General features: G+C 61.6%; 21 protein-coding genes and 1 pseudogene. 15 read left to right on the forward strand and 7 right to left on the reverse strand.

The genetic code is table 11. From position 1 onward, the window contains the following. Positions 1 to 6 precede the first annotated feature (6 nt). A complete protein-coding gene (locus ATY75_RS26000) occupies positions 7 to 408 on the forward strand; it encodes a response regulator (protein WP_049735160.1) in 402 nt (133 codons plus the stop codon). A gap of 282 nt (positions 409 to 690) precedes the next feature. On the opposite strand, the gene ATY75_RS26005 is transcribed toward ATY75_RS26000, so the two are convergent. Further along, positions 691 to 2,103 (reverse strand): PLP-dependent aminotransferase family protein, encoded by a 1,413-nt coding sequence (locus tag ATY75_RS26005; protein ID WP_088939762.1) that lies wholly within the window; start codon positions 2,101 to 2,103, stop codon positions 691 to 693. A 90-nt stretch (positions 2,104 to 2,193) separates the two neighbouring features. On the opposite strand from ATY75_RS26005, the gene ATY75_RS26010 reads away from it, so the two are divergent. Beyond that, positions 2,194 to 3,057, forward strand: a complete 864-nt coding sequence (locus ATY75_RS26010; RefSeq protein WP_088939811.1) for a DMT family transporter — start codon at positions 2,194 to 2,196, stop codon at positions 3,055 to 3,057. Positions 3,058 to 3,111: 54 nt separating this feature from the next. Here ATY75_RS26010 and ATY75_RS26015 read toward each other — a convergent pair whose 3' ends face one another. Continuing rightward, positions 3,112 to 3,447, reverse strand: a complete 336-nt coding sequence (locus tag ATY75_RS26015; protein ID WP_088939763.1) for an antibiotic biosynthesis monooxygenase — start codon at positions 3,445 to 3,447, stop codon at positions 3,112 to 3,114. Positions 3,448 to 3,746: 299 nt separating this feature from the next. Here ATY75_RS26015 and ATY75_RS26020 point away from each other — a divergent pair, with 299 nt between their 5' ends. Then, positions 3,747 to 4,196, forward strand: coding sequence for a DUF4168 domain-containing protein (locus ATY75_RS26020; protein WP_088939764.1), 450 nt, complete (start codon positions 3,747 to 3,749; stop codon positions 4,194 to 4,196). Between the two features lie 79 nt (positions 4,197 to 4,275). Here the strand turns inward: ATY75_RS26020 and ATY75_RS26025 are convergent, their stop codons facing one another. Together ATY75_RS26025 and ATY75_RS26030 are read right to left on the reverse strand one after the other, a co-directional pair. Then, on the reverse strand, positions 4,276 to 4,662 hold the full coding sequence (locus ATY75_RS26025; protein ID WP_088939765.1) for a cupin domain-containing protein: 387 nt from the start codon (positions 4,660 to 4,662) through the stop codon (positions 4,276 to 4,278). Between the two features lie 370 nt (positions 4,663 to 5,032). Continuing rightward, positions 5,033 to 6,247, reverse strand: a complete 1,215-nt coding sequence (locus ATY75_RS26030) for an ROK family protein (RefSeq protein WP_088939766.1) — start codon at positions 6,245 to 6,247, stop codon at positions 5,033 to 5,035. 199 nt (positions 6,248 to 6,446) lie between these two features. Between ATY75_RS26030 and ATY75_RS26035 the strand changes: the two genes are divergently transcribed. From ATY75_RS26035 to ATY75_RS26060, 6 genes are all read left to right on the forward strand, one after another. Continuing rightward, positions 6,447 to 7,721: an ABC transporter substrate-binding protein gene (locus ATY75_RS26035; RefSeq protein ID WP_088939767.1), complete on the forward strand. Its 1,275-nt coding sequence runs from the start codon at positions 6,447 to 6,449 to the stop codon at positions 7,719 to 7,721. A gap of 344 nt (positions 7,722 to 8,065) precedes the next feature. Beyond that, on the forward strand, positions 8,066 to 8,950 hold the full coding sequence (locus tag ATY75_RS26040; RefSeq protein WP_088939768.1) for a sugar ABC transporter permease: 885 nt from the start codon (positions 8,066 to 8,068) through the stop codon (positions 8,948 to 8,950). After that, on the forward strand, positions 8,950 to 9,801 hold the full coding sequence (locus ATY75_RS26045) for a carbohydrate ABC transporter permease (protein WP_088939769.1): 852 nt from the start codon (positions 8,950 to 8,952) through the stop codon (positions 9,799 to 9,801). Before ATY75_RS26040 ends, ATY75_RS26045 begins: the two co-directional genes overlap by 1 nt. Before the next feature lie 38 nt (positions 9,802 to 9,839). Continuing rightward, positions 9,840 to 10,985 (forward strand): ABC transporter ATP-binding protein, encoded by a 1,146-nt coding sequence (locus tag ATY75_RS26050; RefSeq protein WP_190241425.1) that lies wholly within the window; start codon positions 9,840 to 9,842, stop codon positions 10,983 to 10,985. 18 nt (positions 10,986 to 11,003) lie between these two features. After that, the gene (locus ATY75_RS26055) at positions 11,004 to 13,136 is read left to right on the forward strand and encodes a beta-galactosidase (RefSeq protein ID WP_088939771.1); all 2,133 of its coding nucleotides are present in this window, start codon (positions 11,004 to 11,006) and stop codon (positions 13,134 to 13,136) included. 542 nt (positions 13,137 to 13,678) lie between these two features. Then, positions 13,679 to 14,179: a GFA family protein gene (locus tag ATY75_RS26060; protein ID WP_088939772.1), complete on the forward strand. Its 501-nt coding sequence runs from the start codon at positions 13,679 to 13,681 to the stop codon at positions 14,177 to 14,179. A 138-nt stretch (positions 14,180 to 14,317) separates the two neighbouring features. Here ATY75_RS26060 and ATY75_RS26065 read toward each other — a convergent pair whose 3' ends face one another. Further along, complete coding sequence (locus tag ATY75_RS26065) at positions 14,318 to 15,193, reverse strand: DMT family transporter (RefSeq protein WP_088939812.1); 876 nt, start codon at positions 15,191 to 15,193, stop codon at positions 14,318 to 14,320. A 180-nt stretch (positions 15,194 to 15,373) separates the two neighbouring features. Here ATY75_RS26065 and gcvA point away from each other — a divergent pair, with 180 nt between their 5' ends. After that, positions 15,374 to 16,267, forward strand: a complete 894-nt coding sequence (gcvA, locus tag ATY75_RS26070; protein WP_064841377.1) for a transcriptional regulator GcvA — start codon at positions 15,374 to 15,376, stop codon at positions 16,265 to 16,267. A 158-nt stretch (positions 16,268 to 16,425) separates the two neighbouring features. Next, a complete protein-coding gene (locus ATY75_RS26075) occupies positions 16,426 to 17,595 on the forward strand; it encodes a T4 RnlA family RNA ligase (protein WP_245317633.1) in 1,170 nt (389 codons plus the stop codon). A gap of 288 nt (positions 17,596 to 17,883) precedes the next feature. Here the strand turns inward: ATY75_RS26075 and ATY75_RS26080 are convergent, their stop codons facing one another. Beyond that, positions 17,884 to 18,486, reverse strand: a complete 603-nt coding sequence (locus ATY75_RS26080) for a hypothetical protein (RefSeq protein ID WP_088939774.1) — start codon at positions 18,484 to 18,486, stop codon at positions 17,884 to 17,886. 49 nt (positions 18,487 to 18,535) lie between these two features. Here ATY75_RS26080 and ATY75_RS35595 point away from each other — a divergent pair. From ATY75_RS35595 to ATY75_RS26095, 4 genes and pseudogenes are all read left to right on the forward strand, one after another. After that, positions 18,536 to 18,645 (forward strand): annotated as a pseudogene (locus tag ATY75_RS35595) (dihydrofolate reductase); the annotation flags it as partial. A 194-nt stretch (positions 18,646 to 18,839) separates the two neighbouring features. Beyond that, positions 18,840 to 21,623 carry an EAL domain-containing protein gene (locus ATY75_RS26085; RefSeq protein ID WP_088939775.1) on the forward strand — a complete coding sequence of 928 codons (2,784 nt, stop codon included), beginning with the start codon at positions 18,840 to 18,842 and terminating at the stop codon, positions 21,621 to 21,623. A gap of 33 nt (positions 21,624 to 21,656) precedes the next feature. Continuing rightward, on the forward strand, positions 21,657 to 22,421 hold the full coding sequence (locus ATY75_RS26090; protein ID WP_088939776.1) for a hypothetical protein: 765 nt from the start codon (positions 21,657 to 21,659) through the stop codon (positions 22,419 to 22,421). A gap of 593 nt (positions 22,422 to 23,014) precedes the next feature. Beyond that, positions 23,015 to 23,341 (forward strand): hypothetical protein, encoded by a 327-nt coding sequence (locus ATY75_RS26095; protein ID WP_088939777.1) that lies wholly within the window; start codon positions 23,015 to 23,017, stop codon positions 23,339 to 23,341. A 504-nt stretch (positions 23,342 to 23,845) separates the two neighbouring features. Here the strand turns inward: ATY75_RS26095 and ATY75_RS26100 are convergent. Next, positions 23,846 to 24,520, reverse strand: coding sequence for a hypothetical protein (locus tag ATY75_RS26100; RefSeq protein WP_088939778.1), 675 nt, complete (start codon positions 24,518 to 24,520; stop codon positions 23,846 to 23,848). Between the last annotated feature and the right edge of the window lie 200 nt (positions 24,521 to 24,720).

A 24,720-nucleotide genomic window follows, 5' to 3' on the forward strand; every position in this document is an offset into this window, starting at 1 on the left:
AAGTTTATGGTTACAGTCCTGTGCATAGAAGATGAAGTCGAGATCCGGAACCTCCTCGTCGAAGAGTTGAACGAAGCCGGCTACAGGACGCTCGAGGCTTCGAACGGCGCCGAAGGGCTGGAGATGATCCTGTCGAAGTGGCCCGACATCGTCATCAGCGATATTTCGATGCCGGTCATGGACGGCCACCAGCTGCTGGCCGAAATTCAGATCAACCACCCGGAACTCTCCAACATTCCCTTTATCCTGCTGACGGCGCTGACCGACCGGGAAAACACGCTCGCCGGCCTGCGCGCCGGGGCGGCGGACTACCTCACCAAGCCGCTCGACTTCGACCTGCTGCTCGCCAAACTCGAAGGCTGCGTGACGCGGCTGGAAAACGACAAGGCGGTCAATCGATCGTTTTGAGGTGTGGGGGATGATGAAGGGGCGTGCCGCGCGAGGCCCTGGCCGGGCAGCATCGACTGGCGCCTCACCTCTCCTCCGTCATTCCTGTGCTTGTCACAGGAATCCAGCCACGGCGCGTCTGCGCCGTGAATGATTCAACGCGACCTTGAAGAAGAGTCTCCCGCGCCCAAGGACTTGGGCGCGCTGGATTCCTGTGACAAGCACAGGAATGACGGAGGAGAGGTCGGTGCAAGCTGACCGTGGATGCCGCAAGCCGTTGCCGCAGCGTCTCGGTTCCCCACCTCAAGTCCCGCGCCTCCCCAACACATCCCCCAGCACCTCGAACACCCGCGGATCGAGCGTCTGCGACACATTGAACCGCATGAAATTCGTTGCCGTTTGCGACAGGCTGAAGGCGTTGCCGGGGGCCAGCACGATCTTTCTTTCCAGCGCGGCCCGCGCCACGTCGGCCGCATCGATCCCCTCGGGCAGGCGGCACCAGAGGAACATGCCGGCATGCGGTTCCAACCAGGGCACGATCCCGAGACTCTTCAGCCGAGCCGACACATCGCCCATCGCCCGGGCGAGCCGCTGTCTCAGTGTCTCCACGTGTTTGCGGTAGCTGCCGTCGCTCAAGACGTTCAGCACCAGTTCCGCGGTCAACCGGCCGCCGCCGAAGGAGGTGGCGATCTTGAGATCGATCAGGCCATCGATCCATTCCGGTTTGGCGGCGACGAAACCGCAGCGGGCCGAGGCCGACAGGGTTTTCGAGAAGCTGCCGATGTGGATGACTCGCTCGAGGCCGTCGAAGGCGGCCAGGCGCGGCGCCGGCGTATATTCGAAATCGGCGAAGATATCGTCCTCGATGATGGTCAGATCGTGCTGATCGGCAAGCTTCAGAAGCCGGTGGGCCGTCACCGGGGAAAGCGTTGCACCGGTGGGATTGTGGATGGCCGAGTTGGTGATGTAGAGCCGCGGCCGGTGTTCGGCGACGACTTGGGCAAACAGCTCGATATCGGGGCCGGAGGGCGTGTAGGGCACACCAACGATCTCTGCCCGATGGGCGCGCAGCAGCGCGTGAAAATTGAAGTAGCAGGGGTCGTCGACCAGCACCGTGTCGCCAGGCTCCAGCAGGAAACGACAGAGCAGATCGATTGCCTGGGTGCCGGAATCGGCCAGCATGATCTGGTCGGGGGAGGCTTCGATCCCCCGTTCGCCCATGCGTCGGGAAATCAGCTGGCGCAGCGGCGGCAGTCCGAGGGGCGAGCCGTAATCGGCAAGGGCGGCCCCCTCGGCGCGGGCAAGCGTTCTCAGCCCGCGGCGCATGCCTTCCGCAGGCAACCAGGAGGGCGGCAGCCAGCCGCAGCCGGGCTTCAGGTCATTCTCGCCGGCCTCCAGCGATTGCCGCGATATCCAGAACGGATCGACGGCGCGGTCGAGCTTCGGCCCCGCCTCGGCAAGGGCAAAGGGGGCTGCCTGGTTGGCGACGTAGAATCCCGAGCCCGGCCTTGCCAGGATCGCGCCTTCGGCGACGAGGCGCTCATAGGCGTCGACCACCGTCGAGGTCGACAGCTTCAGTGTCGCCGCCAGACCCCGCACAGAGGGCAGCTTTGCGCCGGGCGTCAAGCTGCGGCCGGCGATGCGCTGCCGGATCGTTGCAATGACCGTCTCCACGCGTGTACGTGCTTCGTCCATCTGTACTGCTTCCCGAACCATAACAGTTTCGCCAAACCGTATCAGACTGTCACTATCCTGACCATCTGTGTTGGCCGATAAAGGGACGGCAATTAGGGAGTGCAAGGCATCATGGACCGCATGGCATCGGGATGGATCAATGGCTTTATCGGGGTGGTGATCTTCAGCGGATCGCTGCCGGCCACCCGCGTGGCGGTGATGCAGTTCGATCCCGTCTTCTTAACCGTTGCGCGCGCGGCGATTGCCGGCATTCTTGCGCTCGGCCTGCTGATCGCTTTCAGAGAGAAGCGGCCGAGCCGGCGCGATGTCCTTTCCCTTGCCGTCGTCGCCCTCGGGGTCGTGGTCGGTTTCCCGCTGCTGACGGCGCTGGCGCTGCAGCACGTCACCTCGGCCCATTCCATCGTCTTCATCGGCCTGCTGCCGCTCTCGACGGCGATCTTCGGCGTGATCCGCGGCGGAGAACGGCCGAAGCCGGCCTTCTGGCTCTTCTCCGTTCTCGGCAGTGCGCTGGTGGCGGGCTTCGCATTGATGCAGGGTCTGACGGCGTCACCGGTCGGTGACCTTCTGATGCTGGCGGCGATCGTCGTCTGCGGCCTCGGCTATGCCGAGGGCGGCCGGCTTTCGCGCACGCTCGGCGGCTGGCAGGTGATTTCCTGGGCGCTGGCTCTGTCGCTGCCGGTGATGGCCGCCGTGGCGTTTCTTTACCGGCCGGCGAGTTTCGCGGGGATAGAAACGCCGGCGCTGATCGGCCTCGCCTATGTCTCGCTGTTCTCAATGCTGATCGGCTTCATCTTCTGGTATCGCGGCCTCTCGCAGGGCGGCATCGCCGCCGTCGGTCAGTTGCAGCTGCTCCAGCCGTTCTTCGGCCTGGCGCTCGCCGCCACGCTGCTGCACGAGTCTGTGACGTGGAGCATGCTGGCTGTGACGGTTGCCGTTATTCTGTGTGTCGCCGGTGCAAAGAGGTTTGCGCGGTAGGAAAGGATCCGCTGACGGGGAGGCCGGTCGCGGAGTGTCTTTCACCAAGCCCGCTCACGCTTCTTCAATGTTGAAGCCATAGGCTCGCTCGACGAGCCCAACGCGAATTTCGTAGCGGGTGTACCAATCCGACCGACCACGATTTTGCGCCTCGATGTGGTCGACGACTGATTTCCAGGCTCGAATGCTCTCCTCATCCTTCCAATAGGAAATGAGTATGCCGAAACCGTCCGCGCCGCGCGCGCTTTCGAAGCCGAGATATCCGGGCTGCAGTTTTGCGAGTTCCGTCATCGCATATCCCATCTCGCCATAGCCATCGTCGACCTTGGTTCGTTGAGAGGAAAAACTGACCATGTAATAGGGCGGTTCGGGTAAAGCGGCGATGGACATTTGGGCTTCTCCGTTTGGCCTAGGACACGACCATACGATTGGCGCCCGGGTCCAACAACTCCGCCTTTCAATACAGCCAGAATGCTGCTGTCAGGTGATGCATACGCCGCCGGGCGGCGGCGCGGTCGGGCAAATCCCGTCACAAAGCCGCCGCGCAATCGTCAGCAAATGGCCCCGTTGCCGCCGCACCGTGCCCTCTTAAAGGTCCATCGTCGCGACCTCGCCAGCCCTTTAGCGGCTGAGCGATCGACCGAGGCGGTTTTGCTGCCGATCAATCATGCACGTGAAAAGGAACGAATATGATCACTCGTGACACATCCCTGGCAATGATGACCGCTGCTGTCTTCAGCCTGCTGGCTTTGAGCCCGGCATCGGCTGCGGAGACGGCTCAGGCAGGGCAGCAGCCGGCCGCACAAGGCCAGGCGCCGATGCAGGGCCAGAGCGGCGGCACGGCTGCGCCGGCGGCCGTCAGCGATCAGAAACTCGAGGCCTTTGCCGTCGCCTATCTGCAGGTCGACAAGGTCAGGCAGGAATATTCGGCCAAGATCGGCGCGACGAAGGACGAGGCTGGCAAGCAAAAGCTGCAGGAAGAAGCCAAGAAGCAAATGGTCGATACCGTCGAAGCCTCCAAAGATATCTCCGTCGAGGAATATTCCTCGATCCTGACGGCCGCCCAGAGCGACCCGGCGCTGGCCAAGAAGGTTCTGGAAAAGATCGGCACGCCGCCGCCGGCGCAGCCGCAGCAGTAGCCTTAACCTGGAACGATGGGGCGGGCTAAAAGTCTGGGCGGCGAGCGCTGCCCGCGCCCGCCCCAATCCTGACGCAGCCTCACTTGGCGGGCACGACCAGCGCCTCGCCCTTGCGCACGATATAAGTCGCCAGCTCCGAAGCCTTGCCGTTGCCGACGTTCTTGGCCGAGTGCACTACGCCGGAGGGGATGAACAGGGATTGGCCGGCCGTGAGCGTAACCGGCTTCCTGCCTTCGAGCCGGTATTCCAGCGTGCCTTCGAGAACGAAGGCGATTTCTTCGCCGGGATGTGAATGTTTGGGGGCGAGAACGCCTGGGGCGAAATCCACGCGCACCTGAACGGCCTCGTGGCCGGGCACGTCGATATCGCTCTTGATCAGATCGGTGCGCTGGAGCGGTTGGTCCGCATGCGCCGTCGCGGCAGCACCGAGAGCGAGGGCGAGCGCCATAGCCTGGATCATTTTCATCGTGTCATCCTTCTTGAATTGACCATTGCCGGCTCGTTGGCCGCACTGGCATTTCAGTCGATGATTGAACCAGGGATGTGTCGGGAAACCGGCATTTTTGTAAGCGAATGTATCCAGGATACGGCGGGTTGCTTGGGCTGTCCCTCTGTTGTGCCGTGCAAGCCCCCTCTGGCCTGCCGGCCATCTCCCCCACAGGTGGGGAGATCGGCAAGTGGCTAAACCTTCCCGCCCTTCAACCGTTTCGGCATTCGTGACGTTTGTTGTTTTACGAAGACCTTACGCCCAGCCGATCTCCCCACCTGTGGGGAGATGCCCGGCAGGGCAGAGCGGGGCTTGCACGGAATGACTTATCCGGCCTATCTCCCGCCGCTCAAGCCGCCGACGTCGAGCCTCTAACCCCTGCCAGCGTCGCAATATCCGTCACTCCGCCCGAGGACTCGAAGTCGAAGATCTTCTGGGTCACCAGCGCGGCCGCGCCCCGGGCCCAGGAATTGTCTTCCCAATCGGGCAAAAGCGGCGGAGCGGTGCGGAAGGTGCGGGCGGCGAGTGCCTCGCGCAGCGGCGTCAGGAAAGGGTCGCCGAGGGAAACGGCTTCGCCGCCGGCGACGATGACTTCGGGGTCGGTGATGTTGACGAGGTTGGCGAGGGCGGTGCCGATGCCGCGGCCGGCATCGCCGACGAGGGTGAGGGCGGTGGCATCGCCTGAGGCGAGCGCCTCGCAGAGTTCGGGCAGGCCGAGCTCCTCGCCGCGGCCGGTCGCTTCGCGCCAGCGGCGCAGCATCGACAGTTCCGAGTGATAGGCCATCAGGCAGCCGCGTTTGCCGCATTCGCAAAGCCGGCCGCCTTCCTCGAACAGCGTATGGCCGAATTTGCCGGCAGCGCCATTGGCGCCGCGATAGAGCTTGCCGTCGATGACGAGGGCGCAGCTGATGCCGACGCCGACGGCCAGCACCGCCATGTTGCGGTGCTGGCGGCCGAGGCCGAAGAGCTGCTGGGCGATGGCATAGGCGTTGGTGTCGTCTTCCAGCCAGACCGGCACGTGGACGCGGGCCGCCAGCAGCGAGGCCAGCGGCACGTTATCCCATTGGAAGCGGTGGCTGCGCACGCAGGCGGTCTGCTCGTGATTGATGACGCCGGGCATGGAGATGCCGATGCCGGCAAGCTTCGCATCCGGGCGGCCGGCGAGCTTCACCAGCTCGGGGACGGTGCCGGCCAGAAGATCGGCGACATCGTCCGGATCGTGGCCGTCGAGATTGACCCGCATGGCGGCGACCGGGCTGGTGGCAAGGTCGGTCGCCACGCATTCCACCGAATTGACCATCAGCTTGAAGCCGACGGCGAGCGCATGCTGGTAATTGATCTCGACCGGGATCGGCCGGCGGCCGGCGAGGCCCGGCACGGCCTGGCCTTCGATGACGATGCCCTCCTCGAGAAGATCGGCGACGACGAAGGTGACGGCGGCCGGGCTGAGGCCGATCACCGTCGCGATATCGGCCCGGCTCCTCGGCCCTTCGCGGCGGAGAAGGTTGAGAATGAGGCGTCGGTTCATGGCTCTCGCCGTGGTCTGGTCGCCTTTGAGCTTCACGATGCATTCCTTAATTTTGTAAATTAATTATTGCGGGCTAGAATAATCTATGCATAAGTTCGGCCGCTGATCAACCGAGGCCGGGCCAAATGTACGCTTGGGATCATGGAGGGATCGGCGTCGATGCCTGATCGAGCGCGTTCCAAGGAGGGGGCGGCTTGGGCCGGGCGGTTTTGATCGATCAACTGGGAGGAATTCAATGGCATTTTTGAAGCAATTTCCGTCGACCACCCGCAGACGCTTCCTGAAGGGCGCGGGCCTGGTCTCCGCCGCGGCCGTCACCGGCAGCTTCCCGATCCCGGCGATCGCGCAGGCGCAGGAGGTCACGATGATCTCCGATGAAAACAATGGTGCCGCGCTCGACGCGCTCAGGGCGATCGCTGCGGGCTTCAGCAAGGAAGCCGGCGTCAAGGTCGTCATCAACAATATGGATCACGAGGCCCACAAGACGGCGATCCGCAATTATCTCGTCGCCGGCGCCCCCGATGTCTGCTCCTGGTTTTCCGGCAACCGCATGCGCGCCTTCGTCAAGCGCGGCCTGTTCGACGATATTTCCGATCTTTTCGAGAAGGAAAAGTACAAGGACGTGCTCGGTGCGACGGCAAATGCCGTCACTGACAATGGCAAGCAATATGGCCTGCCGACAGGCGGCACGCTCTGGGGCATGTTCTACCGCAAGGACGTGTTTGCCGAGCATGGGCTGACCGTGCCGACGACGGCCGAAGAGTTCATGGCCTATGGCGAAAAATGCAAGGCGGCCGGCATCACGCCGGTGGCGATGGGCACCAAGGAGCTTTGGCCGGCGGCCGGCTGGTTCGACCAGATGAACCTGCGCATCAGCGGTCTCGACAAGCACATGGCGCTGATGAACGGCGAGATGAGCTATCTCGACCCGTCGTTGACCCCTGTCTTCGACCAGTGGGAAGCAATGATATCAAAGGGCTTCTTCACTCCGAACCACACCTCCTTCGGCTGGCAGGAGGCGGCTGCCCTTCTGGCACAGAAGAAGGCCGGCATGATGAACCTCGGCGCCTTCCTGCGCTCGGCCTTCACTGCCGAGGATCTGCCGCAGCTCGCTTACGCGACCTTCCCGGTGCTCGACGCCAAGGTCGGCCATTTCGAGGAATTCTCGGTCAATTCGATCCACATTCCCGCCAAGGCCAAGAACAAGCAGGGCGCGCGCGACTTCCTCGCCTATTTCTACAGGCCGGAAAACCTGGCGGCCTATCTGGAGCCCGGCGGCAACGTGCCGCCGCGCAACGACCTGCCGCCGAGCAAGGACGACCTCGTCAACGTCGCCGTGGAAACGATGAAAACGGTGCAGGGCACGTCGCAATATTACGACCGCGACAGCGACCCGGATATGGCGCAGGCCGGTCTCGTCGGTTTCCAGGAGTTCATGGCCAAGCCCGACCGGCGCAAGGCGATCCTCACGCGCCTCGAGGGGACGCGGAAGCGGATTTATAAGATCTGAGCTTGCAACCGGTTTGGTGACGGACCGCGCTCCTTACTCGACGTCATCCTCGGCCTCGTGCCGAGGATCTGCTGCCCTATCGATTGGTTGCAGGTGCTCGGGACAACCCGAGCCTGACGAAGGGGGAGTTGGCAGGCTTTGCCAGCAAACCGAGGGCGTCGCTCTACTCCCGGCGACGCCCGCCTCCACTCGACGTCATCCTCGGCCTTGTGCCGAGGATCTGCTGCGCATCGACGTGTGCAGATGCTTGGGGCACAAGCCCGAGCATGACGAAAGAGAGGTTGGCGGGCTTTGCCGGCGGCTCGAGCGGAAAGACCTCGCACCTCTAACATGAGGCTCCAGACATGCAGACATTATGGCGCCGCCAGCGTTGGTGGCTTACCCCGACTTTGCTTATCGCGCCGGCGATCGTGCTGTTCTTCACCGTCATCCTCTTGTCGGCGGTGCGGAGCGTGTGGATCAGCTTTCACGAATGGGACGGTTTCGGCGAGATGGTCTGGATCGGGCTCGGCAATTACGTCGAGCTCTACAACGATCCGCAATTCTATGTGTCGCTGAAGAACAATCTGATCTGGCTCGTCATGTTCATGGCGGCGCCGCCGATCGGGCTCGCCATCGCGCTGCTGGTCAACCAGAAAATCCGCGGCATGCGTTTCCTGAAGTCGCTGTTCTTCATTCCGCTGGTGCTGGCGTCGGTCACCGTCGGCGTCGTCTTCACCTGGGTCTATACGCCGGAATTCGGGCTGCTGGCGCTGATCTTCAAAGCCTTCGGGGCGACGGCGCCGGCGGTACTATCCGATGAGCATTTCGTCACCTTCGCCATCGTCATCGCCGCGCTTTGGCCGCAGGTCACCTTCTGCATGGTGCTTTATCTCGCCGGCCTCAACAATCTGAGCGAAGAACTGATCGGCGCCGGCCGGGTCGACGGGGCGAGGGGCTGGAACATGCTGTGGCATATCGTGCTGCCGCAGCTGACCCAGGTGACCTTCATCGCCATTGCCGTCACCGTCGTAGGCGCACTCCGCTCTTTCGACATGGTGTCGGTGATGACCTCGGGCGGGCCGTTCGGCTCCTCCTCGGTCCTCGCCTACCAGATGTTCGAACAGTCGATCTTCTCCTACCGCTTCGGTTACGGCGCGGCGATCGCCTCGGTGCTGTTCGTGATCATGGCCGTCTTCATCGTCTGGTATCTCTCCCGCATCATCCGAACCGAAGAGAGGGGAGGCTGATGTATCCTCGTCCCATTCCCGAGAGCGCCGTCTGGCAGCGCCGCCTCTATGTGCTCGCCGTCGTCATCGTGCTGCTGCTCTGGCTCTGCCCGCTGTTTGCCATCATTCTCACCTCCTTCCGCTCGACCGAGGATGTCATGGGCGGCAATCTGTGGGGCTGGCCGACCGGCATCGGCGTCATCGACAATTACACCGCGGTTTTCACCCAGACGCCGATGGCGCGCTATTTCCTCAACAGTCTGATCATCACCATCCCCTCGGTGATCGGCGTGCTGACGCTGTCGACGCTCGCCGGCTACGTGCTGTCGCGCTACCGCTTCCGCGGCAATATGCTGATCTTCGCGCTCTTCGTCGGCGGCAATTTCCTGCCGCATCAGATCATGATGATCCCGGTGCGCGACCTGATGGTGCGGCTCGACCTGATCGACACCACGGCGGCGCTGATCATCTTCCACATTGCCTTCCAGACCGGCTTTGCGACGCTGTTCATGCGCAATTTCATCGCCGCCCTTCCGGACGAACTGTTCCAGGCGGCTCGCGCCGAAGGCGCCTCTCCCTTCCAGACGCTGGTGCATGTGGCGATCCCGCTGGTGCGGCCGGCGCTCGCCGCACTTGCCATCCTGATCTTCACCTTCATCTGGAACGACTATTTCTGGGCCGTGGTGCTGACCGTCAGCGACAGCGTCAAGCCGGTGACGGCCGGCCTTGCCAATCTGCGCGGCGAATGGGTCTCGGCCTGGAACCTGATTTCCGCGGGCACGATCGTCGTCGCCGTGCCGCCGGTGGTGATGTTCTTCCTGATGCAACGGCACTTCATCGCCGGCCTCACCATGGGGGCGGTGAAGGGATGAGTGCTGCGTCTTTCGTTTCAACCAGAGAGGGCCAGGGCATGACCAGTCTCGAACTTCGTGAGATCAACAAGAACTACGGCGCCTACCATGCGCTGCGCGGCATCGACCTTTCCGTGGCGCAAGGCGAGTTCATCGTCATGGTGGGGCCGTCGGGCTGCGGCAAGTCCACGCTTCTGAAGTCGATCGCCGGCCTGGAGACGATCTCGTCGGGCCAGATCCTGATCAATGGCCGCGACGTCAGCAGCCAGGAGCCGGGCGATCGCGGCATCGCCATGGTCTTCCAGTCCTATGCGCTCTATCCGCATATGACGGTGGCGGAGAACATGGGCTTCGGCCTCAGGATGGCCAAGCGCCCGAAGGCCGAGATCGACGCGGCCGTCGCCCGCGCCGCCAAGATCCTCCGGATCACCGATCAGCTCGACAAGCGGCCGAAGCAACTCTCCGGCGGCCAGCGCCAGCGCGTGGCGATCGGCCGGGCGATCACCCGCTCGCCGGAGGTCTTCCTGTTCGACGAGCCGCTGTCGAACCTCGATGCGGCGCTCAGAACCCAGATGCGCGTCGAACTCAGCAGCCTGCATGCCGAACTCGGCGCCACCATGGTCTATGTCACCCACGATCAGGTGGAGGCGATGACCATGGCCAGCCGCATCGTCGTTCTCAACCACGGGATCATCGAGCAGGTCGGTTCGCCGCTGGAGCTCTACCGCAACCCCGACAATCTCTTCGTCGCCGGTTTCCTCGGCGCGCCCCGCATGAATTTCCTCGGCGTCAGCGTCGATGAGGTATCCGGCCGCAACATTACCGTCTCGGCGCCCGGTCTCGTGCCGGTGACGGTGGAATTGGCGGAACCGACGGCGCTTTCCAAGGGCGCCGGGCTGACGCTCGGTGTTCGCCCGGAGAACATATCGATGGTCGCCGACGGCGGGCAGGGCGCGGCGATCGAGGGTGACGTGCGGCTCGTCGAGCATCTCGGCCGCGAGACCATTCTCTATGTCGATGCCGGCAATCTCCAGACCATCGCGTCCGAAAGCGGCACCGGCAACATCACCGTGCAGCTCAGCTACGTCGCGCCCTTTGGCCCCGAGCAGAAAGTGGCGCTGAAGCTCGATGCCCGCGAACTCTATCTCTTTTCATCCGATGGCGGGCGCACGATCAGCGCCCGCAAAACCATCCTCGACAAGTAATCAGGAAAGACCACGCCCGTGTCCGACAAGACCCTCTCCGTATGGAACCCCGTCAAAACAGACCGCTTCCTGGTCGGCGTGCCGCATTATCCCGAGCATGTCGATGAAAGCTATTGGGAGCGCGATGCCGAGCGCATGGCGAAAGCCGGCTTCAATGTCGTGCGCATGGCCGAATTCGCCTGGCACATTCTGGAACCCAGGCTCGGCACCTATGATTTCGATCTCTTCGACCGCGCCATAGCAATGCTCGGGCGCTATGGCATCGATACGATCATGTGCACGCCGACGGCAACGCCGCCGCGCTGGCTGACCGCAGCCCACCCTGAAATTCTAAGGGTCGACGGCAAGGGTCGGCCGATGAGCCACGGCTCACGCCAGCATTGCGATACGGCAAGCCCGGTGTTGCGCGAGCACAGCAAGCGCATCACCCGGGCGATGGCCGAGCATTATCGCGGCACTCCGCATGTCGTCGGCTGGCAGACCGACAACGAGCTGAACACCAGCATGCCGGAGAGCTTTTCCCAGGCGACGCTCAGCGAATTCCAGGCCTTCCTCGCCGATAAATATGGCGAGATCGCCAGGCTCAACCGGGCCTGGGGCGGCGATTTCTGGGCGACGGCCTATGACGGTTTCGATCAGGTGGTGCTGCCGATCGAATTCGGCCCGACCTTCCCGAGCCCCGGCCATCTGCAGGATTACCACCGCTTCCTCGCCTTCTCCACGGCACGCTTCCAGCACGACCAGGTGGAGATCCTGCGCGCGGTCAAACCTTCCTGGTTCGTCTTCCACAATCTCGGGGGCTTGAGGGATATCGATTTCCGCGGCCAGTTCAGCAAGGATCTCGATTTCGTCGGCTACGACATCTATCCGATGCTCTATGACGAGTTCATGCGGCTCGGCAACCACGCCAAGGTGCAGGCGCTGCATCTCGATATCTGCCGTGGCTTCTCCGGCAATTACATCGTGCCCGAGCAGCAGTCGGGCTTCGGCAGCCAGCCGGGTTTCTGCACGCTGACGCCGGAGCCGGGGGAACTGCGCCGCATGGCGCTTTCCTCGGTCGCGCATGGCGCTGACGGCCTGATGTTCTTCCGCTGGCGCCCGGCCCATTTCGGCGCCGAAATCTACTGGATGGGCATCATCGACCATGACGATATCGGCCGTCACCGCTATGAGGAGGCCAAGCGCTTCGCGACCGAGATGATCGCGCTGCAGCCCAGGATTCTCGGCACCTATGTGCGCATGGATGTCGGCATTGCCGGCTCCGATTTCGACAATCAGGAAGCCCACAAGACCTATCCGATCGGCCTGCCGAGCCCACAGGACGATGCGATCCTCATGCACCAGCACTGCTATGACAGGGGCATCGCCTGCGGCTTCATCCATCCCGAGGACGATCTCTCGAAGCTGAAGCTCTTTTATGTCCCTCATTGGGTGATGTGGAAGGACGAATGGACGGCAAAGCTCGAAGCCTTCGCCGCCTCGGGCGGCACCGTCGTCATCGGCGCCCGCACCGGCACCCGCAATGAAGACAACCACGTCATCCGCGAGACCGCCCCGGGCGCAGCACTTTCGAAGCTGACCGGCGTGCGTGTCGAGGATTTCGGCCGTCTGACCGCGCCCGGCGCCAACGGTCTGTTCGACGTGATGGAGCGCTCGGGCGGCCTCGTCATCCCACCGAACAAACCGGCCGAATCCCAGCGCCGCCAGCGCCGCTTCAAGATCGGCAACCGCGAACTGACTGGCGGCCATTTCTACGAAAACCTGACCGTCGACCGTGATGTCGAGGTGATCGCCGCCTGGTCGAACCGCTATGCCGAGGGTCAGGCAATGGCAACCTCCCGCAAGGTCGGCAAGGGGCAGGTGGTCTATCTCGGCACCTACCTCACGCCTGAACTGACCGAAGCACTCACCGAACGCCTCTTCCCCCAGGCCGGTATAGAACCGCTGGTCGGCGGGCTGCCGGAGGGCGTGGAGGTGACGATGCGGATGAACGCGGAGCGGCGGCTGCTCTTCGTGCAGAACTATACCGACCAGCCCGCGACAATCGGCGGCGTACCGGCCGGGCGGGATCTGCTCGATGGGGAGAAGCCGGTGAAGGGGAGGTTGGAGCTTGAAGGGTACGGCTGTGCGATTGTCGAGTTGGAGGGGTGAGGCGCAGAACAGTGATGGTGTAAGTTGTGCCGTGCGGCCCCCTCATCCGACCCTTCGGGCCACCTTCTCCCCGCTGGGGAGAAGAGGGAGCAAGTCGCTCCGAAACCGGCAAACGAACCCGCCTGCGCATAAGCACTTGATCCAATGGGGTCGATGGCGAAGCGGCATTCTCTTCTCTTCTCCCCAGCGGGGAGAAGGTGGCCCGAAGGGCCGGATGAGGGGGCCACACGGCGCGCCGGCGCTTATAAGTCCGACCGATATCGCCGCCAGCCTCCCGTCATCAAGCAGTGACAATGGAGGCGGCCACCGCCTCACGTCTCCCCCCCCCGCGTCACACCAACCGTCGTCACCGCCGATCCCGCCATCGCCGCAGCACTCAACACAAACGGGCTCCACCATCCACCACCAGCGCGCCCGCCTCGTCCTCGAGGCCCCTGCGGAGCGCCTCAGAATGAGGCTCTCGTGGGAGGCCAGGCTGGACGATCAAAAAACGACAACCTAAAAGAGATGAAGCCCCACCCGCCTCTTGAAGGAGAAGAAAAATGGAGCGCATCGAGATGGAGGTGAGCGGCGGCTGCCAGTGCGGTGCCGTGCGCTATCACGCAACCGCGATGTTCGACTATTCGCATCTCTGCCATTGTCGCATGTGCCAGAAAGCCTCGGGCAACGTCTTTGCCGCGCTCGTCGCCGCGCCCGATGATGTGCTCACCTGGACTCGCGGCAAGCCGGGCATCTGGAAGAGTTCGGAGCTTGTGGAGCGTGGCTTCTGCGCCGATTGCGGCACGCCCTTGTTTTTCCACCACCTCGAAAATGGCCGCACCAACCTGATGATCGGCTCGCTCGACGACCCAAACCTCTTCCCGCCGCATGCCAATACCTGCACCGAGAACATGGTGGCATGGTTCGATACGATCACGAGCATCGAAAATACCGGCGCGACCGAAACCAACGGCGCCGACTGGGCCGCGGCCATCAAGCAGAGCAACAACCAGCACCCCGATCACGATACCGGCTCATGGGCGGTGAGGGCGCGTGACGGCTGACGCCTGTTCCGGCGGCTTGTCCTGTTAAGCCCCTCGGAGCACCCAAGTGAGGCTCTCGAAGCAAAACTGCATGAAAAAGGCCCGCCCCGAAGGGCAGGCCAATTCGCTCCTGGAATAACAGAGCGAGGGGAACTGGGATTACGCGTGCGTGACCACTCCTTCCGGAACGGACCGCTTGTTCGACACCGCGAGAGCCAAGCCAACCAGAATCACGATCACGCCTGCAACGAACAAAACGCCCAATCGATCGCCGAACATGAGCGACGCAGCGGCGATCCCGAATACGGGTTGAAGATATTGGACGCTCGCCGCAACGCGGGCAGGGACAACGCGAAGAATGTAGAGCCACAGCAACAGCCCCGCGACCGTCACCATGACACCAAGATAGACGGCTGTCCAAAGCGCCTGAACGGTGAGCTGGTATGGCGAGTTTGCCATCTCGATAGCCGCTAGGGGCAGGATCGCGATGAGGCCTGCCAGCGCGTTCCAAGCTGCAACCGGCAAGATGCCGTACCTGTCCGTCAGTTCTGCGCTCCAAATGTAGTAGAAGGCAATTGCGACCGCCGAAGCCAGCATCCAGGCGACCCCTGTCACCGTTGTCTTCGACAGATCGTCGACGCCCGAGCCGCTTCCGACGGCTACCAGAGCAATGCCCCCGAAGGCAGCGAGAAGTCCGACCCAGTGCCTGCCGGCGACAGGCTGACCAAGCCGAAATGCGGCAAAGATCACGATGAAGATGGGTATTGTCGCCGAGACGATGGTGCCGACGGAAGCCGACGTTCCCTGCACCCCGAACGACTGGGCGACATTGCCGAGCGTGATGCCCATCACCCCAAGAGCGATGATGCTTGGCACGGCCCGGAGCGGCACCCGAAGGCGACCGCTTGCCAGGATGAGCAGCAAGGGAACAGCGACGAGGAAGCGCATCGCCGTAAACATCAATGGTGGGACCGTTTCCATGCCGAGCTTCGTTATCGGGATCGAAAGCCCCCACATCACGGCAAGCAGCAACATCGCTGAAATGCTTCTGGTGGAAGCAGACGCTTTGAAGGCAATGGCGACGTCTTGGGTCATAAAGCGGTTTCAATCGTTGGAAGAAGCGTGCAAAGCTATCATCCATATGCGCGGCTCAATTGCCGCTGACAAACGATTGTTCCTCACAGGATGCGTGATCCTGGTTCACGCATGGATGCTATGGCCGATCAACTCCCTCCGTTACAAACCCTTCGCGCCTTCGAGGCGACGGCGCGACGGCTTTCCATGACAGGAGCGGCCGATGAGCTGCACCTGACGCACGGGGCAGTCAGCCGACAGATCAAGGCGCTGGAAGTCCATCTGGGGGTTCCGCTCTTCCGCCGTCTGACTCGAAAGATCGAGTTGACCGAAGCCGGCGCGTCCTTCTTCAGCACCGTGACGCGGCTACTGTCCGAGCTTGCCCGCGAGGCGGAGTCCATCCGAAGCCGCAGCGATACAACGCGTCTCGTGGTCAGTTCCGGCATCTCTTTCGCCAGCAAGTGGCTGACGCCCCGTCTTCACAGGCTGATGGCGCAATACCCTGATTTGGATGTGCATCTGGAAGTGACGGACACCTGGGTGGATTTCACAAAGAGCCAGGTTGATGTTGCTCTCCGCTATGGAGCGGGCGTTTATCCCGCAGCGACGGCCGAGCGCATCATGAACGAGACGGTGTCGCCGGTATGCGCCCCGTCATATCTCGATCGGGTGGGCGGGCTTTCCGATCCCGCCGATCTAGCCAAATGCCAGCTCATTCATGAGATCGGCATGACCACGACTTGGGAGCGGTGGTTCGCGTTGGTGGGATTGCCCTATTCAAAAACACGCGGCCCGGGATACAGCCACGGCAGCATGTCCATCGAAGCTGCTATTCGAGGCGAAGGCGTCGCACTGGGACGAAGCGTGTTGGTCGCCGAGGACCTTGCCCAGGGGCGCCTCGTTGCCCTGTTCCCGAAAGCCAGGCTGGACGTCGAGTGGGGCTATGATCTCGTCTATCGAACGGGAAATGGGGACCACCCGAAAGTCAAAGCATTCCGCAACTGGGTCGTGGGCGAGGTTCAGGCGGCAACATAAAAGCTGATGATGGCGGGGATCGCGAACGCCAGCAGCGAAATCATTGGCAAAGGCTGTGCTGGGTCCGAACCCGATAGGCGTTGCATCCATCAGAGCGGACGATCAAATCTATTAGTAAATCGCGTTTGACGGCGTGGAACGGCTGAACAATTGATAAATTGGCCAAAATTAATTCTGAAGGCGATAAAAGTGAAAAGATGAACGACCCGATACACCCTGCACGCCAAATCCCGTTTCCCGACCTTATCGCTGGCTTGAAGCGAGCCCAGGGGCTCGGCCATGTCCATCGCCGTCCGAACGCAACCAATACTTTGCAGCTCTACATCTATACGCCCCGGTGCGTATATGAGGATGGTTGGGATCAGTTTTCGCTGATCGCTCGCGGTCTCATTGTGGACGAGGGCGCTGGTCGGGTCGTTGCCACGCCGTTTCCGAAGTTTTTCAATGTCGGCGAGCGGCATGGCGAAGTACCAGATCTGCCGTTTGAGGCGTTCGAAAAGCTCGATGGTAGTCTGATAATCGTGTTCAATGATGCTGGCCGATGGCACGCAGCCACCAAAGGCGCGTTCGACTCCGAGCAGGCCCTATGGGCTCAAGCACGCTTGGATGCCCACGATCTCTCCGGTCTGTCGCCGGATACGACATATCTGTTCGAGGCGATATATCCGGAAAACAGAATGGTCGTGCGATATGCGGAGCCTGCCATGGTGATGTTGGCGGCCTACCACGCTTCAGGTCTTGAAGTAACCTACGACGAGGTTCGAACGACCAGCCAAGCGTTGGGATGGCGTGCGGCCGAACGCCATGAGTTCGGGAATATGGCGGACATGATGCTCCATACTGCAACGCTCCCACGCGACAACGAGGGATTTGTCGTTAGATTCACAGATGGCTTGCGCCTCAAACTTAAAGGCTCCGAGTACCGTCGTATCCATGCATTGATCTCACGCTGCACGCCATTGGCACTGTGGGAAGCAATGGCCGCTGGGGACGACATGGCCGCGATTCGTCGTGATTTGCCGGAAGAGTTTTGGAGCGATTTTGACAACATCGTACTCCTCCTGACGAAGGAATACGCGGCGATGGAAAGGAAGGTCGCTGAACTGGCAGCATCTGTCGCCCATCTTTCCGATAAAGAGTTGGGATTGTCGCTCAATTCACTGCCTGCTGACGTGGGTCCTTACGTTTTTGGCTTGCGAAAAGCAGGTGCAATCGTAGGCAAGTCCCGAGACGCGTTGATGCGTTCCATCAGACCCACCGGCAACGTGTTGCCAGGTTACCAGCCGTCATATGCCATGGGGCGTGTGATTGATGAGGCAACATCGTAGATTTGCGGCGTACAGTCGCTCTGGCGTGAATGCGGATTGGGGAAGGCCTCGGCTGAGAGGTTCCTTCGGCTGTGACATCGAGGCAATAATGCGTTAAACAGCGGCATCAAGTGGAACGTGTGCGTTGCTCCAGCAGGCGTTCGAATTCCTCTGCGGCAGGCCAGTCTGTCCACGGGGCAAGGTAGACTCTGAGTCTCCGAGGCACTTTCAGCGGTCTTTGTCCAGTCGCGCTACCCCTTTAGAAGCCCTTAGAGAACGGGTTTTCTGGGATGATAGAGGGACGTCCGCCTAGTTGCCCCAGCCAATTTGGAACCGATCAAATCGAACCTCGCTCAACGGCCGATTGGCGGTGCTCAGCCTTACCGAACGAAGAACGAGATGAAGCTCGGGGGAATAGTATTGTTCGAAAATGATCGGCGGCAATTCCGTCAGTTCCAGGCGGCTGTTGATGGCCCAGACTTTGTAGGAACAAGATGCAATCCTTTCCTCTCCCAAGCCGTCGAACCTCATAAAAGTCGTGCCCGAAACGGATTTTTTGCCATTGATGAAAAGCGTCGTGTCTGATTTCCAGTTCTTCTTCTGTGGCAGATCGTCTAACGCAATCGCATTCGCGTATTTCAGCTCATGCGTTCCGCTGGCACTCACTCTCTTTTCGACGAGCAAGGGGTGCACATAGACAGCCGACACCGGCTGCAGTGAGCCGTCGCGCTCCATCAGCCGTTGTTCGGCGAGACCCGGGCCGTCCGGCTTGTAGAATACGGAATAGAAAGGCGCTTCTCTGGTCAGCAGCACGCCCTGTTTGGTCTCATTGGCGGTTACGCAATTGCCGAAGGCCGGCACCGCCAATGTTATTCCAACCAGTAGCGACAGATTTCTTAGCAAGATCGACATCCCAGATTCCCCTCATTCAAGTGCGCTACCACCGTGCTTGGGTGAAATTGGGGAGATCGAAGTCGCCGGCCCGAACTCGCCCACAGCCTGACCGAACTTGGCCGGATCGACGCATATTGGATCTGCCTGGACCCCGTCGCGGTGGGGCAGGGAAGTCCTCTTTTGCGGGGCCTCGCCCTCCGCGTCAGTCGAAAATCCATTCACCATACCAAAACACCCACCATAAACCCTAATCCCACAACCCACCGAACAACCCAGCGAACAGCCCCATTTCCCCGCCAACCACCCCACCCATTTCAACCTTCCTTAAGCGACCGCTGATTAGCGTGCCCCTCCAATCGAGGGCCTCTTCCATGTTCACCGTCCTGACGTGCATCACCGAGCAGCATGATCTCACGCTGGTCGGGCTTGCGGGTCTGATCTGCTTTCTCGCCAGCCATTGCGAGCTCGTCCTGCTCGATCGGGCGACGTTGTCCGATGGCGCGGTTCGGTGGGTGTGGCTGCTGACGGCGGGGGCGGCGGGCGGTTTCGGCATCTGGGCCACGCATTTCATCGCCATGCTGGCCTACGACCCCGGTGTCGTCGTCGGGTATCATGCCGGCTTGACGCTGGTCTCGCTGCTGGTCGCGATCGTGGCGACGACGGTGGCGGTCGCCGCCAAGATTGGCTATAGCAGGTGGGTGGCCAATATGTTGGCCGGCGTGTTTTTCGGCGCCGGCATCGGTCTGATGCATTTCAGCGGCATGCTGGCCATCGAATTCCCCGGTGAGATTTCGTGGGACGCGGGCTACATCATGGCCTCCGTCGCTCTCGGCGTCGCCTTTTCGATCGCCGCCTTTCGATTTGCCGACAGGAGCGGCCGGTCGACTTTGGCCAAGCTGGTTCCGACCCTTCTGCTGACATCAGGCGTCGTCGCCCTGCATTTCACCGCGACGGCGGGGGTGACGGTCATTCCCGGCATCACCGCGCTCGACCCCGACATGCTGCTTTCGCCGGCGCTGATGGCGGTGACGATCGCCGCCGTCACCTTTTCGCTGCTGGCGGCTGGTTTTGCGGCCGCCATCTTTGCGGTGCGCTCGCAGGCGAGGACCGCCGGGGCGGAGCGTAACTTCAAGCTCCTGGTGCAGGGGGTGACCGACTACGCGATCTATATGCTCGATCCGGATGGCAAGGTCAGCAACTGGAATGCCGGCGCCGAGCGCGCCAAGGGCTATGGCGCCGATGAGATCGTCGGCAAGGATTTCTCGCTGTTCTATTCGGAAGAGGATCGCCGCAACGGGCTGCCGCAGCGGGCGCTTCAGACGGCCCGCACCGAGGGCAAGTTCGAAGCGCAGGGGTGGCGTTACCGCAAGGACGGCTCCTCCTTCTGGGCCTATGTCGTCATCGACCCGATCTATGACGAGACCGGCGCGCTGATCGGCTATGCCAAGATCACCAAGGACAACAGCAAGCAGAAGGCGGATGCCGACCGGATCGAGGATGTCACCCGCAATCTCGACGTCGCGCTGGAAAATATTGGGCAGGGCATCTGCATGTTCGACAGGGACGAACGCCTGCTGCTCTGCAACAAGCGCTATCTCGAAATCTTCCGGTTTCCGGAAGGGTCGGTGCGTCCCGGCATGGGCTACCGGCAGATCGTCGACGTCGGCTATGCCGCCCATGCGGAAGACGCGGCCGAGGCGGCCGCGCAGGCCGAGGCGCATTATCTCAGGAACATGGCGCTGATCCGATCCGGCGCCGGCAGCGCGGTTCACAAATATCCGAGCGGCATATGCATCCAGCAGAATGTCAACATGCTCGCCAATGGCGGCTGGGTCGTTACCTTCGAAGACATCACCGACCGCCTGAAATCCGAGGAGCAGGTGGCCTTCCTTGCCAAGCACGACGGCCTGACCGGCATGCCGAACCGGCTGCAGTTCGGCGAAAGCGTCTCGGAGGAAATGATGATCGCCGACCGGGTGAGGGGCAATGTCGCCGTCATCGGCATCGATCTCGATAAGTTCAAGGAGATCAACGACCAGCACGGCCACGGGACCGGCGACAAGGTGCTTGTCGAGCTCGCCCGGCGTCTCGACGAGGCGCGGCAGGAGGGCGAGTTCATCGCCCGGTTCGGCGGGGACGAGTTTGCCGCGACCAAGCGCTTCGATGAACTGAGCAGCCTGCACGATTTCATCGCGCGGTTGGAAAGCGCTCTCACCGGGACGGTCGCCATCGATGGCTTCGAGATCAAGACCGGCGCCAGCCTCGGTGTTGCGGTCTATCCGAGCGACGCGGCAAGCGTTGACGGGCTTCTCGCCAATGCCGACCTTGCGATGTACCGCGCCAAACATTCCTTGCTGCAGAAGGTCTGCTTTTACGAGGCTGCCATGGACGAGCATGCGCGCCGCCGCCGCGCGCTTGCCAAGGACCTCTGGGCCTCGATCGACCGCAGCCAGCTTCATCTGCACTATCAGGTGCAGAAATCGGTGCGGACGGGCGAGATCACCGGCTACGAAGTCCTGCTGCGCTGGCGGCATCACGAACGCGGCAACATCCCGCCCATGGATTTCATCGGTCTTGCCGAGGAGTGCGGCGCGATCCTGCCGATCGGCGAATGGGTGCTCCGAGAAGCGTGCCGGGAGGCGGCGAGCTGGAACAACAGCCACAAGATCGCCGTCAACCTGTCGCCCATCCAGCTCGGTCACGCCGACATGGCGACCGTCATCGCTGGCATTCTGTTGGAAACCGGTCTGAGCGCGCGTCGCCTCGAAATCGAGATCACCGAAAGCTCGATCATCGTCGACAAGGACAAGGCCCTGCGGACGATGCGAGAGATCAAGGCGCTCGGCGTCTCGATCGCGATCGACGACTTCGGCACCGGTTACTCGTCGCTGGAGACGCTGCGTTCCTTCCCCTTCGACAAGATCAAGCTCGACAAGAGCTTTATGGCAGAGGTCGAGACCAGCCCCCAATCCAAGGCGATCGTCCGCGCCATCCTGGCGCTCGGCCGCAGCCTGGAGGTGCCGGTGCTGGCGGAGGGCGTGGAAACCCAGGCGCAGCTCGATACGCTGTCTGAAGAACAGTGCGACGAGGCGCAGGGCTACCTGCTCGGCAAGCCGCAGGCGATGAGCGAGCCGGTGGTTGAGAAGGCGGCTTGACCGAAGCCGGTTCTATAAAAGGCGGAGGTGCCGATGGATAGGCAAGAAGGCTACAGGCTGTTGCAGCGCTTGAGTGAGCTGGAAAGGCGTCGAAAGCCGTTCGAACCGGTGCTGCGATATCGGCCGGCCTCTGTCGAGCGCCCCCACTATAACGATCTCTCGGAACCTGAGATCAAGGTCTTCGAAAGCGCAATGGAGATCTTATTGTCAGCGCTAGGTGCGGCCGAGAACCATCTTAAGTTCGATAGTTGGCAGCAGACGCGAAGCCCGGACCTTGCCGACAGGATCGAGTTCACCAGGGCGGTTCATCGTTTCAATGTTGGCTTCTACGAGCACGAAAGTCCAGGTTACGACCGGGAATCCCGGATGCGGCGTCTTAAACGGATACGCTCCGTTTACGGAGCATGGGCGGAACCTATGAACGCACTGCCCCCGCGTCTCGAATACAAGATATTTGTCCATCCAAGCAGCAGCGAGGTGCTCATTCAGACCGTCGCCGGAAGCGAGGTCGCAATTTTCTTGGGACGAAAATTCGTGCCGGCAGCACTCATCGGACTTCAATGTGAGTTCATCAAGAACCGTTTCACGAGCCCAGACGATAAACAGTCAAGCAGTTACGCTGCTGAAAGCGGTGGAAGGAAAATCTCGGGCTCGCTCACGCGACACACCAGGGATACGTCCGATGACTATCAGTTTGAGGCAAGGGTCGGCGACGATTTACCGTCCAGCTTTGACAGCATGAGAGAGCAATTCTTTCACGTGTTTGCCGAGATGCGAACTCTCGGCCGGTCTCTTTAAGCGATTTCAGATAATCTTGGCGAAATGTAAGATCTTGGTCGGCGGCTGCTTTGGCGCCCAATGTGAATGCCATTTTAAGCTGATGAAAGATAGATTGCTGTCGCGCATTGCACATCGGGCTGAGGTCGGGTTCGGGGCCTCGGCTACGGTCCCAGGCTACGCAGCCGCTCCTGACCGCCAGCGCGCTGCGGCGATCGTCTCGGTCGATCTCTCCGGCTAAAAAAGAAGGATTTACGGAGAGCGCCGCCTCTGTGTTGACCCGTCAATCCGGCCATGGCTAAGGTAACGGGCTCCGCAGCAGGATTAGTAAGTTCAGGTAAATTGAAGATTTTCCGAACTCTGTCATCCTTCGACCTGCCGCGCCCCTCCGTGCGGTATCGCTGTTTAAAGCGGCATCAGGTAATACGAAATGCCCCGTCCTGGCGGGGCATTTCCTTACGGATCTCCCGTACCGCAGGAAGGCTACACGCGACCTAACCATAGGAATCACTGGTGCGAGTAACGACCCTTGTCCAACGCTCACCGCGCTCGGGGAGTTCGCCGTGCTCTATCGCGGTTTCGGCAGACGCGGCTTAGGAAGAAGGAAGTGGACGATGAAAGCGATCACGGTTTCTGGCCTCATTATGCTAGCCTTCGCACCTGGTGCATATGCCGCAACCTTGACCGGGGAGCAGTTGAAAGGCGAGTTGGTAGGCCACCCAATCCACTGGAAGTCAAAGACGCAATCGGGCATTACAACTTATAAACCAGACGGAACGATTGAAGCGACTGTCGACGGGGACAAGGCCACTTACAAGGGCACATGGAGCATCAAAGGCAACAAGATGTGCGAGAAGTTCGATAAGGAAAAATGCGCAACGATCAATTCGCTTGGAGGTAAGAGATACTCCAAGGGGGGCGGAACGCTTACGGTGGAATAGCTGCTATTTTGATTTTCGTAGCCAGGCGGCACGTAAACCGCCTGGCTTCTCGCGCAAGCCCGAGGCCGAAACTCGCGAAGGCGCGAAAAACCGGTTGAGGGAAGACTATCGCGAGGTTTCCAGGCGGCGATCGCCGCGCAGCGGGTTCAGCCAGGCCCGCGCCAATTTTTCCGCGCCTGTGGCCCCGATATGACAATCGTCGTAGCGGACGTCTCCGTCGAGCAAGGCGGCTTGAGACGCCACCCCGCCTGTGCGCCGAACGGTGCGTCAGGTAACTGCCCGTTACCCTAACCCGACCGGAGTCGAGGCCGGTGGCTCGACTCCGGTCGGTGCCGGCAGGTGGATGAGGGGCATCCCTGCCGATCTCTCAGAGCACGTCTTGCGCCCGAAAATTGCTCAAAAAAAGAGAGCATTCCGTCACTCAAACAGAGACGGAAATGCTCTCATAGTCTGGTGCGCAGCTGTAACCGAAACGGCGGCGCACCTCACGCAACCCACTCGTGGCTATTCGTCTGACGTCGCCGGCGCGGCGTCCTCAAGTGAGGTGCGGATCTGATCGATCTTGCCGTTCGCTTCGCCCACTCCGAGAATGTTTTTGGCTTCTGCCAGGACCGCCGGGCTCACCTGACCGGATTTCGTTGCGGAAGACAATGCCTCCTCCAGCGCCGCATCCCCCAGCAGAGGGTCGGTCGCCGCAGGCTCGATACCGTTGTCGATTTCATATTGGGCGTAGGCCACGGCATAGGCCGAGATGGCGGCCATGCGTGGGTCCGACGTATGCATCAACGCCCTGTAATTCCGCTTCAAGGAGTTCAGGCCCGCAAGCTGCGCCGACAGGTTTTTCTCTTTTGGCGCGGCGGCCAGCCGGTCTGCTTTTGCCGACTTGGACTTGCCTGCCGCCTCGGAGGATTTGCCTTTCAAGCCTGTCGATTTGGAGCCGCTGTTGGCCGAACCGCTGCCGTGGTTGCCGCTGACGTGGTTGCCGCCGCCATGGCTGCCGCTGTTTCCATTGCCGCCTCCGTTTCCGCCTCCATTGCCGCCACCGTTGCCGCCGCCATTGCCACCACCGTTTCCGCCGTCCTTCGCCAGTGCGGCCATATCGAGACCGGCAATCGTGACCGGGCCTGCGGCAAGAGCCAGCGAGAGTGCGGCCAGGGACGCTAAGGTTGCTATCCGCATAATTTCCTCCGAATGAGATCAATAGGCGTCGTGCACGGCACGGCGTAAGCAGTTTTGAAAGAGTAGACGCGGATCGCGCATCGCACATCGGACTGAGGTCCGGTGAGAGGCCCCGGCCTATGGTCTTAGAGGTACCGCTGTGCACGGCGGGCTTCGCCCTCGTCCCCGCCCGGTCGCTCCGGGCCGCTGGCGTGCGGGCT

The sequence above is a fragment of the Rhizobium sp. N122 genome (assembly GCF_002211295.1).
Taxonomy (GTDB): Bacteria; Pseudomonadota; Alphaproteobacteria; order Rhizobiales; family Rhizobiaceae; genus Rhizobium.